Origin of the sequence: Rhizobium sp. Rhizsp82 (assembly GCF_047325115.1) — a bacterium.
GTDB lineage: Bacteria > Pseudomonadota > Alphaproteobacteria > Rhizobiales > Rhizobiaceae > Rhizobium.
Genome location: NZ_CP168571.1, coordinates 654,082 through 667,376 on the forward strand (window position 1 = coordinate 654,082; position 13,295 = coordinate 667,376).

General features: G+C 62.6%; 11 protein-coding genes. 4 read left to right on the forward strand and 7 right to left on the reverse strand.

The window, feature by feature from the left end; genetic code table 11:
* Positions 1-34 precede the first annotated feature (34 nt).
* Positions 35-1,978, reverse strand: a complete 1,944-nt coding sequence (locus ACEN84_RS27260; RefSeq protein ID WP_413712363.1) for a mechanosensitive ion channel family protein — start codon at positions 1,976-1,978, stop codon at positions 35-37.
* Positions 1,979-1,988: 10 nt separating this feature from the next.
* Positions 1,989-3,203 (reverse strand): alpha/beta hydrolase, encoded by a 1,215-nt coding sequence (locus ACEN84_RS27265; RefSeq protein ID WP_413712364.1) that lies wholly within the window; start codon positions 3,201-3,203, stop codon positions 1,989-1,991.
* 406 nt (positions 3,204-3,609) lie between these two features.
* Here ACEN84_RS27265 and ACEN84_RS27270 point away from each other — a divergent pair, with 406 nt between their 5' ends.
* From ACEN84_RS27270 to ACEN84_RS27280, 3 genes are all read left to right on the forward strand, one after another.
* Complete coding sequence (locus ACEN84_RS27270; RefSeq protein WP_413712365.1) at positions 3,610-4,410, forward strand: cysteine rich repeat-containing protein; 801 nt, start codon at positions 3,610-3,612, stop codon at positions 4,408-4,410.
* A gap of 207 nt (positions 4,411-4,617) precedes the next feature.
* Positions 4,618-5,406 (forward strand): DUF2092 domain-containing protein, encoded by a 789-nt coding sequence (locus ACEN84_RS27275; RefSeq protein WP_413712366.1) that lies wholly within the window; start codon positions 4,618-4,620, stop codon positions 5,404-5,406.
* Complete coding sequence (locus ACEN84_RS27280) at positions 5,403-5,732, forward strand: hypothetical protein (protein WP_413712367.1); 330 nt, start codon at positions 5,403-5,405, stop codon at positions 5,730-5,732. Before ACEN84_RS27275 ends, ACEN84_RS27280 begins: the two co-directional genes overlap by 4 nt.
* Positions 5,733-5,742: 10 nt before the next feature.
* Here the strand turns inward: ACEN84_RS27280 and ACEN84_RS27285 are convergent, their stop codons facing one another.
* From ACEN84_RS27285 to ACEN84_RS27300, 4 genes are all read right to left on the reverse strand, one after another.
* Positions 5,743-8,895 (reverse strand): efflux RND transporter permease subunit, encoded by a 3,153-nt coding sequence (locus tag ACEN84_RS27285; RefSeq protein ID WP_413712368.1) that lies wholly within the window; start codon positions 8,893-8,895, stop codon positions 5,743-5,745.
* A gap of 40 nt (positions 8,896-8,935) precedes the next feature.
* Entirely contained in the window at positions 8,936-10,138 is a 1,203-nt protein-coding gene (locus tag ACEN84_RS27290; protein ID WP_413712369.1) for an efflux RND transporter periplasmic adaptor subunit, read from the reverse strand.
* Between the two features lie 157 nt (positions 10,139-10,295).
* Complete coding sequence (locus tag ACEN84_RS27295; protein WP_112711138.1) at positions 10,296-10,856, reverse strand: DedA family protein; 561 nt, start codon at positions 10,854-10,856, stop codon at positions 10,296-10,298.
* A 15-nt stretch (positions 10,857-10,871) separates the two neighbouring features.
* Positions 10,872-12,002 (reverse strand): calcium:proton antiporter, encoded by a 1,131-nt coding sequence (locus tag ACEN84_RS27300; protein WP_112711137.1) that lies wholly within the window; start codon positions 12,000-12,002, stop codon positions 10,872-10,874.
* A gap of 252 nt (positions 12,003-12,254) precedes the next feature.
* Here ACEN84_RS27300 and ACEN84_RS27305 point away from each other — a divergent pair, with 252 nt between their 5' ends.
* Positions 12,255-12,482, forward strand: a complete 228-nt coding sequence (locus ACEN84_RS27305) for a helix-turn-helix domain-containing protein (protein WP_203430617.1) — start codon at positions 12,255-12,257, stop codon at positions 12,480-12,482.
* Positions 12,483-12,497: 15 nt separating this feature from the next.
* Here ACEN84_RS27305 and hutC read toward each other — a convergent pair whose 3' ends face one another.
* The gene (hutC, locus tag ACEN84_RS27310) at positions 12,498-13,253 is read right to left on the reverse strand and encodes a histidine utilization repressor (RefSeq protein ID WP_130281490.1); all 756 of its coding nucleotides are present in this window, start codon (positions 13,251-13,253) and stop codon (positions 12,498-12,500) included.
* Positions 13,254-13,295: the final 42 nt, after the last annotated feature.

Genomic DNA, 13,295 nt, shown 5'->3' on the forward strand with positions numbered 1-13,295 from the left:
TATAATACGGTAGCGAACAGCTGCGTTTACGGGCTTATTTCGCCGGAGTGGCCGCAGCCTGCTGGGCCCTGAGCGCCTGGGCGGCGGCTGCGCCTCCTCCCTTGTCGTCGCCGCCGACCTGCACCATCGGCTGGGCAAACGAGATGTCGTTGGCGAGGAAAACTTCGCGGATCTTGGCGTAGGCCTTGCGGCGGATATAGGTCTGCATGCCGGGTACCGTCGTCATCGCGAAGCTCAGGACGATGCCGTAATCGGCAAACTGTTCGACGCCCTTCATCTTCAATGGCTCGATGAAGAGCTTTCCGAGTTCGGGATCTTCCTTCAAGTCCGCGCCGACTTTCTTGGTGAGCTTGCGCGCCTTTTCGATATCGGTGTCGAAGCCGACGGTGATCCTGAACTTGTCGATCACCCAGTCGCGGCTCATGTTTTCCACCGCGCCGAGTTCGCCGAAGGGGACGGTGAAGACGGGCCCGCGGTGATGGCGCAGGCGCACCGAGCGCAGGCTGAAGCCTTCGACTGTTCCTTTGTAATCTTTGGCCTGGATATATTCGCCGACGCGGAAGGCATCGTCGAGCATGTAAAAGACGCCGCTGATGACATCCTTCACCAGCGTCTGCGACCCGAAGCCGATGGCGACGCCGAAGATACCGGCGCCGGCGATCAGTGGAGCGATCTGCACGCCCATCTGCGACAGCACGATGAGGCCGGCCATGACCGCGACGATGACCGCGAGCGCATTGCGGAAGATCGGCAGAAGAGTGCGGAAGCGTGCCCGCCGCGCCGCATCGGCCGGGGCGAGCGATGTCGTGTCGGTTGAGACACGGATCGTCCGGTCGATCCAGCCTCTGGCCAGCTGCCAGAGAAAATCGGCGACGACGATGATCAGGATGCTCTTCAATGCGCCGTAGAACAGGGCGGCGAAGATCGGATCGCGGCGCCCCAGCGTATCGGGATTGAATTGCCAGACGAGCACCAGCCAGCCGACGGCGAGCGCAATGGCGATCGCGCGTGCGCCGCGCACGACGATAATGCCCTGAAGACTGCTGAGATCGCTGACGAAGGAACCGGCGATGCGGCCGACGGTGTTCAGCGCTGACGGCAGAGCAAGCGCATAGACGCCGATCCAGAAGAGGCCGCGCATGTTCACGCACCAGATCAGCCAGAGCAGGACGAGAAATGCGGCGAGCGCGGCCTTTCGCGACAGGGTCTTGCCGGAGGTCGACCAGAGGGCTTCGATCGCCAGAAGCAGGACGACGGCCGAGAAGCAGTAGCTGATGGCATCGGTGACCGGGGCCGAGACGCCGAGCGGCTCGCCGAGCGCGGCGATCGAAATCGCCAGGCAGAGAACCCCGGCAATGAGCGTCAGCCGTCTGCGCAGGGCAGGCGTCGAGGCGGCCGCGGCGAGCAGAACGGCAACGACGCGGAAGACGACGAAGGCGGAGAGAAAGGCAAGCAGAGAAATGCGCGCCAGCGGCGGCCAGTCGACCGCAAAGAAAACGATCGCCATCGCCGCCGTGAAGATGCCGATCGGGATCAGCCGGCCAATCAGCGTTTCGCGACGGACGGCGAGTTTGCGATAGACCCCTTCGGCGATCAGGCCAAGACCGACGAGGCCGCCGAAGATGACGAAGACGGGGGCATAGCCGCGGCTCGTCGCATCCTGCCGGACACGGAGGATGGTGGCTCCGATCTCTGTCGGAATATTCGGGATTGCCGTCAGTATTTCATGGACGCGGCCACGTGCTACGGCCTCCCATTTTGCCAAGGGGGAGCTTTCAGCCGCTGGCGCCGGCTTTGCTGCAGGGGGCGCTGCGGCGGCCCTGGTGTCAAGCCAGGCCTTGATGTCGGGGTCCTGCAACAGGCGCACGAGGTCATCGATCTTTTGTTGCGAAGCGGCAGGAGCAGCAGGCGCAGGGGTTTGCGCCAAGGCGCCGAAGGCGAAGAAAAATGCGGCGGCGAGAGACAGAAACCATCTCATGATGACATCCCTACTGCGTCAGCGTCTGTGGTTCTAGATCGCCGCTCAGCGTCTGGTCGGCTGCCTTCTTCTTGGCGCGGTGCGGCTGGTCGACGATGATCGCGGGCGCTGCAACGGCCGTTGCAGCGACCGTGCCGATATTCGATACGGTGCCGCCGACCACGGCGGTGATGCCCTCGCCGAGCGACACGTTGGAATCCGTCAGCGTCTGTCCGGTCATCAGCCGCTGGCCGATGAGCTGGACGATCTCCGGGCTCTCCGCGAACTTGCCGTGATTGAGGCCGTCTCCGCTTTTCACCTTGGTCAGGTCGATGGCCGTAATGCCGGCTTCCTCAAGCTTCGAGCGGTATGGCTCCTCGGCCGGGTTGATCGCGCCGAGACGGGAGACGCGGCCGGTTATGAAACTGGAGATCGCCAGCGCCTTGTCGTCCTGCGAGACGAAGATCGTCAGCTTCGGACGCGGCGCGCCGCCCATCTCCACATATTGCTTGGCGAAGACCTGGATATCGATATCGGGGGAGGCGAGGATAACATTGTGAATCTTCGAATTCACATGGCCGTCGCGGATCCCCATCTGGCGCAGCGATTCCATCGCAAGCCATGAGCCCATCGAATGGGCCATGACGGTGATGTCCTTCACATTCGGATCCGCGGCCAGCGTGCGCAGCGCCTGCTCGAGGCCGGTGCGCGAATAGTTGGTGCTTTCCTTGTCGTATTGATAGGCGGTGATCTCTGCGCGCGAGGGCCAAGTGAAAAGCACCGGCACCGCATTCATCTTGCTGTCATGGACGATCTGCGCCAGCCGGAAGACGGAATCCTCATAGGTATTGTTGAAGCCGTGGATGAAGACCAGCGCATGGCCACCCTTCGTATGCTGGCTGAACCACGTCCGCCCCTGAGCGATCGTATCGATCTGCGAGACATGGGTGACGGCAAACTCAGTTGCCGGATTGGGCGGCAGCCGCTTCGGCCATTCGACGGTACCCGCCTCGCGCTTCGCCGGGATCGAGACGGTGATCTGCGTCAGGTAGGGTTTCGGGCTGCGCTCACCGTTGAAGAGCGTGGCGGGGTCGCCGGATGGCTGGCGTGTCGTCGCCACCAGCATCTCCACCTTCGATGGCACGGGGGCCACCGTCGAGGCCGCGACCGGCACCATGACGCCATCAGGATGCCCGCAACCCGTCAGCAACAGGAGAAGGAGAATAGGGGCAACGCGTTTTACCATCTGCACATTCCGGCTGCTGCTCGAAGGGGATGTCCTGGAGGCGAACGCTAGCAGTTGGTGTCGGCTGGGGCCTGTAGCATCATGTAATATCTGTAAGGACGGCTGCCCCTTTTGACGCGGCCGGCGCTTCATATGGCGAGCTTTCCTTAGACCCGCCCCGGCCTTGCCTCCGGCGGCGGCCGGTATTTGTTGTCTTCAAGAAAACAAGCTGTCGATGAATATACGCCTTGTAATTGTCAGAAAAATTCACGCCTTCACAAGCTTTCCGATAGTATCCGTTTGTGCTAATTTATAATAATCGAAGATAGACTTGAGGCGTGGTTCCTGATTGTCCGGCCTGCGTTATTTCCTTGGTCTGCCACGTTTCTGCATATTCCGGAAAGTTCTTCCTTGGGGGGAGGTAACGATGGGAAAATTTGCGGCCTTTCGGGCGATAATTCTGTATGAAAAATCCGGTTTTCGGCTGGTGAGGCTGGCGGCCCTGGCGCTTGCGGGCGCTTTGTGCCTTCCAGTGATCGCCGCCCACGCGCAGCAGCCGACGGATGCGCAGCGGAACGCCATCCGCTCGGCCTGCCGGTCGGACTTCATCGCGCAATGCTCGGGTGTAACGCCAGGAGGCATGGAGGCGCTGAACTGTCTGCAGCAGCATGACGCGTCACTTTCGAAGGCGTGCCGGGATGCGATCTCGGCGCTCGGCGGCAAGAAGAAATTGAGCGACGCTGCGCCGGCGCAGACACCCGCGGCTCAGCCAACGACCGCTGCAGCAGCGCCTGCCGCTCCGCCGAAACCAGCGGGACAGCCGACGGATGCGCAGCGGAATGCGATCAAATCGGCCTGCCGTTCGGATTTCATGGCGCAGTGCTCGGGCGTGACACCCGGCGGATCGCAGGCGCTTGCCTGCCTTCAACAGCACAATGCGGCGCTCTCGCCATCCTGCCAAGCGGCGGTCGGCGCGCTCGGCGGTGGCGGATCCGCACCCGCTGCGAATACCGCCAAGACGGCCAGTGGAGGCGCGCCCGCGGCGATGCCGATGGCGTCGTTTACACCGCGCGAAGAACTGATCGTCATGCGCCGCACCTGCGGTCCGGATTTCCGGGCGTATTGCCGATCGGTGATGCTCGGCGGTGGCCGCGGGGTGAATTGCCTGCGCGAGAATTTTCAGCGCCTGTCGCCGACCTGCCAGCATGTGCTGACCAACGGTCTCTAGCTACGCTGCCTAATGTCTCCATCCGCTTCGAGGGGAGGCGGAGCGGAGGCTCATCCTTGATCCATGATCCCCGCTCATCGCACGGCGCGTTTCCGCCGTGCTTTCGCCTGCCGAAATTTCTGCATGCCGGAGCGCCACGGAAGGCGTCTCCGATCCGCGCCGGCGGATACTCGATGAAACAACAAGACCCAAATGGAAGGCATTGCCATGTCATCGGTTTCTCCCATCGGAAAGCTTGCACGTCTCGTCGTCTATGGCTCGCTCGCGGCCTGCCTGATCCTGCCCAAATCGGCGGCCGCGGATGATGCGGAGGCCATTCTGAAGGCCATGTCGGATTATCTCGCGGCGCAGAAGACGATGTCCTTCACCTATCAGTCGGCGGTCGAGGCCGTCACGCCCGACTTCGAGAAGCTGCAATTCGTCAGCTCCGGTACCGCCAGTTTGTCACGGCCGGACAAGCTGAGGGTGACGCGAACCGGAGGCTTTGCCGATGTCGATGTCAGTTTCGACGGTTCGACGCTGACGGTGCACGGCAAGAATCTCGATGCCTATGCGTCGATCGAGGCGAAGGGGTCGGTGGATGAATTGCTCGACCGGCTGATTGGCGCGGGAATGGAGGCGCCCGGCGCCGATCTCCTGGCGGCAAATGCCTTCAACCTGCTGATGACGGATGTGACTTCGGCGAAGCATGTTTCAAGCGCTTATGTCGGCGGTGTCGAGTGCGAATATCTGACCTTCCGCACGCCGGAGATCGACTGGCAGATCTGGATCCAGTCCGGCGACAAGCCGATCCCGCGCCGCTACGTCATCACCAGCAAGCATGTCGGCCAGGCGCCGCAATACACGCTTGAAATCAGCGATTTCAAGACCGGCTCCGAGGTCGCCAATGCCTCCTACAAGATCGAGATTCCAGCCAACGCCAAGAAGGTGGATCTGAGCGAGCTGCAATCGCTCGACGAACTGCCTGCGCCCACCCAGCCGGGAGAAGTCAAATGAGATACATCAAACCTTTCCTTCTCGCTGCGCTGAGCGGCGCATTCCTCCTCGCCGAGGCTGACGTGAAGCCGGATGGATGGATGCCTGTGTCGGTCGAGTTCGCCACACCGGCCGGAGCCGTAATCGGCCGGCCGCTGACGCCGCTCTCCTATGCCGGCGTTGCGCGGCGCACGACGCGCCGCACCGTCATGTGGACGACGACCACGATTGCGGTTCTTCCGGCCGGCTGTGTTTATGGCGCCTACTATGGTGGCTATTACTACCGCTGCGGCTCCGGCTATTACGCCAAGAGCGGCGGCGTCTATGTGCGCGTCGTCGTTCAATAGGCGGCGCTGATCATTCTGCTGCCTGAGGCGCCGGGTTTGCCCGGCGCTTTCTGTATTCCTCGAACCGCTGCAGCACCACATAGAAGGACGGCACGAAGAGGACCGCGAGGCAGGTCGAAGCGATCATTCCGCTGAAGACCGAGATGCCGATCGACTTGCGGGCCGAAGCGCCAGCGCCGCTCGCCAGCACCAGCGGCACGACGCCGAGGATGAAGGCGAAGGATGTCATCAGGATCGGGCGGAAGCGCAGGCGGGCGGCCTCCACGGCAGCTTCCAGGATTTCCATGCCCTCTGCCCGCTTCTCGCGCGCATACTCGACGATGAGAATCGCATTCTTCGAGGCGAGCGCGATCAGCAGGATGAGGCCGATCTGGGTGTAGAGGTTGTTGGCGACGCCGGCGGCACTCAAGGCCCCGACGGTGCCAAGCAGCGCCAGCGGCACGGCAAGCAGGACGGCGAGCGGCAGTATCCAGCTTTCATATTGCCCGGCGAGCACGAAATAGACGAGCAGCATGGCGAGACCAAAAACGAAATAGATCTGCGTGCCGACGGCCTTCTCCTGATACGAGAGCGCCGTCCATTCGAAACCCGCTCCTGGCGGCAGGGTGCGATCGGCAATCTGTTCCATGACGTCGAGCGCCTGGCCGGAGCTGAAGCCAGCTGCAGAGCCGCCGACGATCGTTGCTGTCGGGTAGAGATTGTAAAGGCTGATCAGCGACGGCCCCTGGACGCTCTTCACGTCGACGACGGTGCCGAGCGGCACCATCGTGCCGTCGCCCGCCTTGACGCTGAGGTTGCGGATATCCTCGGGACGAATGCGGAATTCGGGTGCCGCCTGCGCATAGACCTGGAAGGTGCGACCGAACTTGGTGAACTGGGTGATGTAGCTCGAGCCGACATAGCCTGAGAGCGCCGAGAAAACCTGGCCGGTGGTGATCCCGAGCGTTTCCGCCTTGATGCGGTCGACCGAGACCGAAAGCTGCGGCACGCCGGCGCGGAACGAGGTGCTGAGCCGCTGCAGCGAGGACTGCGCATTGCCGTTCTTGACGATCGCATCGGCTGTGGCTTGTAGCAGTGGAAAGTCGAAATTGCCGTTGCGGATCTCGACTTGCATGGTGAAGCCATTGGCATTGCCGATGCCCTGGATCGGTGGCGGCACGACGACCAGCGTCTTCGCCTTCAGGACATCGGACAGCGCGCCGTTCAGGTGCTCGTAGATCGAGAAAAGGTCCTGGCCCTTTTCCTTGCCCCTGACGTCCCAATCCTTGAGCACGACATAGGCGACACCGGCATTCGGCAGGCTGGCGCTGTTGTCGAGAATGGAAATGCCGCTGATCGTCAGCACCTGATCGACGCCAGGCGTCTGCTGTGCGATCTTGCCGACCTCGGACATCACTGCGTCAGTGCGCTCCTTCGAGGCACCATCGGGCAGCTGCACGCTGATCAGCACATAGCCCTGGTCCTCGAGCGGCAGGAAGGCCGTCGGCAGCCGGGTGAGGCCCCAGATGGCGACGCCCATCAGGATGAGGGCGGCGAGAACGGCAAGGCCGCTGCGATGGACCATGCCGCCGATCAGCCGGGTATAGCCGTGCTCGGCCTTGTCATAGACCTTGTTGAAGCCGCGATAGAAGACATTGCGCTTTTCCGGTGGCACCGGCGGGCGCAGCCAGAGGGCGCACTGCGTCGGCTTCAGCGTCATGGCATTGATGGCGCTGATCAGCGCCGTGGCGGCGATGACGAGCGCGAATTGCTTGTAGAGCTGACCGGTGAGGCCCGGAAGGAAGGCGGCGGGAATGAAGACCGCCATCAGCACCAGCGTGATGCCGATGACCGGGCCGAACAGCTCGTCCATCGCCTTCTCGGCCGCCTTCCGGCCGGACATGCCCTGCTCGATATGCCGTGCCACGCCCTCGACGATGACAATCGCGTCGTCGACGACGATGCCGATGGCCAGCACTATGGCGAAGAGGGTGGAGAGATTAACCGTGAAGCCGAGGGCGGCCATTGCCGCGAAGGCGCCGATGATGGTGACCGGAACCGTGGTTGCCGGAACCAGCATCGCCCGCCAGTCCTGCAGGAAGACGAGGATGACGATCAGCACGAGCACACCGGCCTCGATCAGCGTCACATAGACTTCGTCGATCGAGGCGGTCACGAATTTCGTGGTGTCGAAGGGGACGTCATAGGCAAGGCCCGGCGGAAAGCTCTTGGAGAGCTCGGCCATCTTGGCCGCGACGTCCTTGGCAACGGTGATCGCATTGGCTTCCGGCAATTGGAAAACGCCGATGCCAGCGGCCGGACGGCCGTTCTGCATGAAGGACTGGCTATAGGTCTGGGCGCCGAGCTCAACACGGCCGATATCGCGGACTCGGGTAATCCGCCCGCCATTCTGGTCGTCCACCTTGACGATGATGTTTTCGTAATCGGCCGCCTCGTTCAGGCGTCCGTTGACGTTCAGCGTATATTGGAAATCCTGCCCCGCGGGCACCGGTGGAATGCCGATCTGGCCAGCCGTCACTTCCTGGCTCTGCTGCTGCACGACGTTGATCACGTCCTGCGGCGTCATCCCCCGCGCTTTGAGGAGCTCGGGATTCATCCAGATGCGCATCGCGTACTGGCCGGCGCCGAACACCGAGACATTGCCGACGCCGGGCAGGCGGGCGAGCTCGTTCTGCAGGTTGATGACGGCGTAGTTGGACAGGAACAGGCTGTCGTAGCGGCTGTCAGGGGAGGTGAGGCTGACGAATTCGAGGATCGAGGTCGATTTCTTCTGCGTCGTCACGCCCTGGAGCTGAACGGCGTCGGGCAGCGAAGACATGGCGATCGCCACGCGGTTCTGCACCAGAACCTGCGCCTGATCCGGATCGGTGCCGATGGCGAAGGTCACCGTCAGCGAATATGTGCCGTCGCTGGCGCTGGTCGACTGCATGTAGAGCATGTTCTGGACGCCGTTGACCTGCTGCTCGATCGGCAGGGCCACCGTATCGACAAGCGTCTTCGCGCTGGCGCCCGGATAGCGGGTCGTCACCTGCACGGTCGGCGGCACGACATTCGGATATTGCGCGACCGGCAGCTGGAAGAGCGCCACGGCGCCGATCAGCACGAAGACCAGCGCCAGGACATTGGCGAGAACCGGCCGCTCGATGAAGAAGCGGGAGATCATGCGCGCCTCCCGGGAATATCAGCCGAAGGAGGGCGGGGGCTCATTGGGCACCGGCCTGGGGCGCCGCGGCCCCGGAGGCGTCAGCCGTTGCCGGTATCTCCATCGTCGCCTTCTCGGGCGCCACCTTGTTGCCGGGAACGGCCTGCTGGAAACCCTCGGTGACGACCCAATCCTCAGCGCTGAGCCCGGATTCGATGACGCGCAGGCGGCCCTCGCTCTGGCCTGTCTTCACTAGCCGCTGCTCGACGGTATCGTCCTTGCCGACGACGAGCACGTAGTTGCCCTGCTGGTTGATGCCGATCGCGTCGTCGCGCACCAGAAGCGCCTTGTCCTCATGCCCGACAGGTACCCGCACGCGCACGAACAGCCCGGGCAGCAGCGCCCGATCCTTGTTCTCCACGACGCCGCGAACCGCCAGTGTCCCGGTCGAGGCGTCAACCTGTGGGGCGGCATAATCGAGGTGGCCCTTGAAGGGATAATCGGTTTCGCCCTGCAGGCCCATTTCGATCGGGATGTTGGGAAGATCGGTCTGCTTGAAGGTATGGCCCTGCGCCGCAAGCTCGCGCTTGATCATCAGCACCTGGCTCTCGCTGACATTGAAATTGGCATAGAGCGGATCGAGCTGGACGATGGTCGCGAGCGTCGTCGGCCCGGAGACGCCGACCAGCGTGCCGATCTCGACAAGATGCGCGGTGACCGTGCCGTCGAACGGAGCGGTGACGGTCGTGTAGCCGAGATTGATCTTTGCCAGTTCGAGGCTCGCCTGGGCGTTCAGGATGGTGGCATTCGCCTGGTCGAGCGTTGCCTTGGCGTTGTCGAGCGCCGTCTGCGTGCCGACTTTCTGGGCGCTCAGATTGACCTGGCGCGTATATTCCTGATTGGCGCCGACCTGTGCGGCCTGAGCCGAGGTCAGCGTCGCCTGCGCCTGATCGAGCTGCGCCTGATAGGTGTTGCTCTGGATGCCGAAGAGCTTGTCGCCGGCTTTGACCGCGGTGCCGTCGCGGTAGTCGATCGTCTCGACGAAACCCTGAACACGCGCTTCGATATCGACCGACTTGAAGGCGGCGGTATTGCCGGTCAGCTCGAAATATTTGGTGACGTTCTGCTGCAGCGGCTGCGCCATGCGCACTTTGGCGGGCGGCGGCGCAACATAGGTGTTGCCGTTGCCGTCACAGGCGGTAAGCCCGGCCGCACACAGGAGCGCGGCAAGCAGATGAAAACCCTGAGACCCTCCCTCACGCACCCTGTCACCTCATAATCTACGAGCTGCAGTCCCTATGCGCGTCCCCGGCAACCTAAGGGTTGCAAGGTTCAAAGCTATCACAATATGAAGCCGTATTTTTCAGAATTGCAATAGCCCGCTATCGATCCTGCTAACATGGCGGGCTAAGGCGAATGGGCTAGGCGGCGCGGAGCCTCCGATAGGTGAATGCGCCGCCGATCAGCAGGGCCGCCACTGCCACGATGGCAACGAGAACGTGCCGGTGCAGCGGCAGGTGGCCGAAGATCTGCTCGATGCCCTGTCCGAAAAGATAGCCGATGGCTGTGAACAGCGTGCCCCAGATGATGGCGGCGACCGCGTTGACGGCCATGAAGGTGGCGGTCGGGACATTCGACATGCCGATCGCAACCGGGCTGATCGTGCGCAGGCCATAGACGAAGCGGAAGGCGAAGATGAAGCCCGCGGGATAGCGCTCGAGAAGCCTGTTGGCGCGCTGGAAGGCCGGTTGATCGACGAGCTTGCGGATGCGCGACCAGCGCCGCGCGTGGCGGCCGGTGAAGAAGAACAGCTGGTCGGCGATGAAGGACCCGGCGGCCGCGGCTGCTGCCGCTTCCCAATAGGTCATCAGGTGGCGATGGGCGAAGACGCCGCCGAGAATGACCATGGTTTCCCCCTCGATGCCGGCGCCGAGAAAGACGGCCAGCAGGCCGTATTTCGCAATCAGAAGCTCAAGGGTCATGGTCGCTGGCTCCGGTCACGGCTGGAAGATCAGCAGAACATAGGCAAGGAAAAGCACCAGATGAACGGCGCCCTGCATCATATGCGTGCGGCCGCTGGCGAAGGTGATCATGCTGACGGCCAATGTCAAAGTCAGCATCACCAGATCGGTGCCTTCCAGGCCAAGCCTGATCGGATGGCTGGAAATATGGGCAACCAGCAGCATGGCCGGTACCGTCAGGCCGATGGTCGAGAGCACCGAGCCCAGGAATATGTTGACCGAGCGCTGCAGGTTGTTGGCGATCGAGGCGCGGACGGCGCTCAGCGCCTCGGGCGTTGCGACAAGCACGGCCATGATGATGCCGCCGATGGCTGCGGGCGCATGCACCGTCTCGATGATGTAGTCGATCGGCCGGGCCAGCTGTTCGACCAGGAAAACGACGGGCACCATATAGGCGAAGAGCAGCAGGGCATGGAGCAAGATCGCGCCCTTCCGGAGAGGCGCGCGATGCTTCGGCTGCCCCGCTTCGCCCTCTTCGCTGAAATAGCGGTGGTGGCGGCCTGCCTGCAGCATCAGGAAGATGCTGTAGAGGCCGACCGAAATGACCACCAAGATCATCTGTCGCGGTGTCGAGGCCTGGCTGCCGTCGGCGTGGATAAAGCTCGGCAGGATGAGGCTCAGCGCCGCCAGCGGCACGATCAGGCCGAGATAGGCATTGGCGCCCTGCATGTTGTGCTGCTGCTCCGGCCGCCGCCAGCCGCCGACCAGCAGAGATAGCCCGACCATGCCGTTCAGAATGATCATGACGACAGCAAAGAGCGTGTCGCGGGCAAGCGTCGGGTTGTTGGCGCCATGGATCATCACCGCGGAAATCGCCATGACCTCGATCGAGGTGATCGCCAGCGTCAGGATCAAGGTGCCGTAGGGTTCGCCAAGTTGTTCGGCGAGATGATCGGCATGGCGGACGACCGAAAGCGCCGAACCGAGCACGGCTGCGAAGATCCAGAGAAAGATGACGGCAAACCAGGCCGGGTTGGTCAAATGGTCGAACAGCGCGTCTTCGAAGAGCAGGATGATGGCGCTGGTGACGAGCCCGATGCCCAGAAACCATTCCTCGCGCACGAGCCGTGCGATGCCGAAAGAGGGGACGGCCAGACTGTTGGTCATGACGACGGCAGCCCTCTTGGAAGTTTCCGCCGCCGAATATGCATCAACGCCATCGCATCCCCCAATTCTTCGGCGGCTCCTCCCGCCGGCAGGAGCGTACACGTCTTTGCGATCTTCGGCGAGGGTGCGTGCGGAAGAGGGGCAGTCCGGCATCCAGACCGGCGTGGCGGTCATGGTCTTGTGACCAGCGCCAGCGCTTGGGAACCGCAGGCCATCGTCCGCGTTTCTCCGCAGCCGACAGGAGATTCATCAATGAACATGGCCGCCAATATCAGCGAATTTAAGAGTGTAACAGGTGTCCCGGTGCTGCTTGCCGAAGCGCGCCGCAGCAAGGGCTATTCCCTAGACGACATGGCCGAAACATCCGGTCTGACCGTCAGCGAGATCGTGGCGCTGGAAAGCGGCAAGGATCAGGACCGGCAGCATATTCGCCGCATGGGCTCAGCGCTCGGACTGCCGTTGGCCGCTCTCGGTATCTGAATGTTCCATATACAACTAGCCGGTCGGCAGGATGCCGCTGCGGCTTTCCAGGCGGTAGCGATGACCGGGATAGACGATGCGGGCTGTCGATACGACTCGCCGGCCCGACCATGTGCGGCGCCGGATCGTCAGGCACGGTTCGGTCTTCAGGATCATCAGCAGCTTGCATTCCCAGGGAAGCGGAACTGTCGCTTCGACGACATGTTCGGACCCGCTCAAGGGCGCGATCGCCGATAGATAGGCGTTCGGCGTAATCACCGAAAAATCCTGATCCAGATAGTCGGGCGCGACCTCGGGATGAACGTAGCGATCCTCGATCTGGACCGGTACGCCGTCCTCGCTGTGAACGATCAGCGAGTGGAAAACCGCCGAGCCGATCTCCAGTCCGAGCGCATCGGCAACGTCAGGCGAAGCGGAGGCTCTGGCCAGGGAAACCACCGTCGCCTCGTGCAAATGGCCGCGTTCGGCGATCTCTTCGGCGATGTTGCGGACTTCGAAAAGCGCCGATACGCCCTTGCGTTCGGCAACGAACGAGCCGACGCCCTGGATGCGGATCAGCTCGCCCTCATTGGCAAGCTCGCGCAGCGCCCGGTTGGCCGTCATCTTGCTTACGCCGAGTTCCAGTACCAGCTCGTTTTCCGAGGGCACGCGATATTTCGGTGGCCACTCTCCGCTATGGATTCTGTCCAGAATGATCTGTTTGACGCCTGCGTAGAGCGGCGTAGCGTCATTGGCTGCCAGCTCTTTTTTCATCTCGCCGCTGCGTTTCATTGCCTAATCCCCGGGCACGATGATCAATCGCCAAAAATCTAA

What these genes read in the sequence shown, in the direction of transcription:
- ACEN84_RS27260 (WP_413712363.1), bottom strand. Translation starts at nt 1,978, where the DNA reads ATGAGATGGTTTCTGTCTCTCGCCGCCGCATTTTTCTTCGCCTTCGGC.
- ACEN84_RS27265 (WP_413712364.1), bottom strand. Translation starts at nt 3,203, where the DNA reads ATGGTAAAACGCGTTGCCCCTATTCTCCTTCTCCTGTTGCTGACGGGT.
- ACEN84_RS27270 (WP_413712365.1), top strand. Translation starts at nt 3,610, where the DNA reads ATGGGAAAATTTGCGGCCTTTCGGGCGATAATTCTGTATGAAAAATCC.
- ACEN84_RS27275 (WP_413712366.1), top strand. Translation starts at nt 4,618, where the DNA reads ATGTCATCGGTTTCTCCCATCGGAAAGCTTGCACGTCTCGTCGTCTAT.
- ACEN84_RS27280 (WP_413712367.1), top strand. Translation starts at nt 5,403, where the DNA reads ATGAGATACATCAAACCTTTCCTTCTCGCTGCGCTGAGCGGCGCATTC.
- ACEN84_RS27285 (WP_413712368.1), bottom strand. Translation starts at nt 8,895, where the DNA reads ATGATCTCCCGCTTCTTCATCGAGCGGCCGGTTCTCGCCAATGTCCTG.
- ACEN84_RS27295 (WP_112711138.1), bottom strand. Translation starts at nt 10,856, where the DNA reads ATGACCCTTGAGCTTCTGATTGCGAAATACGGCCTGCTGGCCGTCTTT.
- ACEN84_RS27300 (WP_112711137.1), bottom strand. Translation starts at nt 12,002, where the DNA reads ATGACCAACAGTCTGGCCGTCCCCTCTTTCGGCATCGCACGGCTCGTG.
- ACEN84_RS27305 (WP_203430617.1), top strand. Translation starts at nt 12,255, where the DNA reads ATGAACATGGCCGCCAATATCAGCGAATTTAAGAGTGTAACAGGTGTC.
- hutC (WP_130281490.1), bottom strand. Translation starts at nt 13,253, where the DNA reads ATGAAACGCAGCGGCGAGATGAAAAAAGAGCTGGCAGCCAATGACGCT.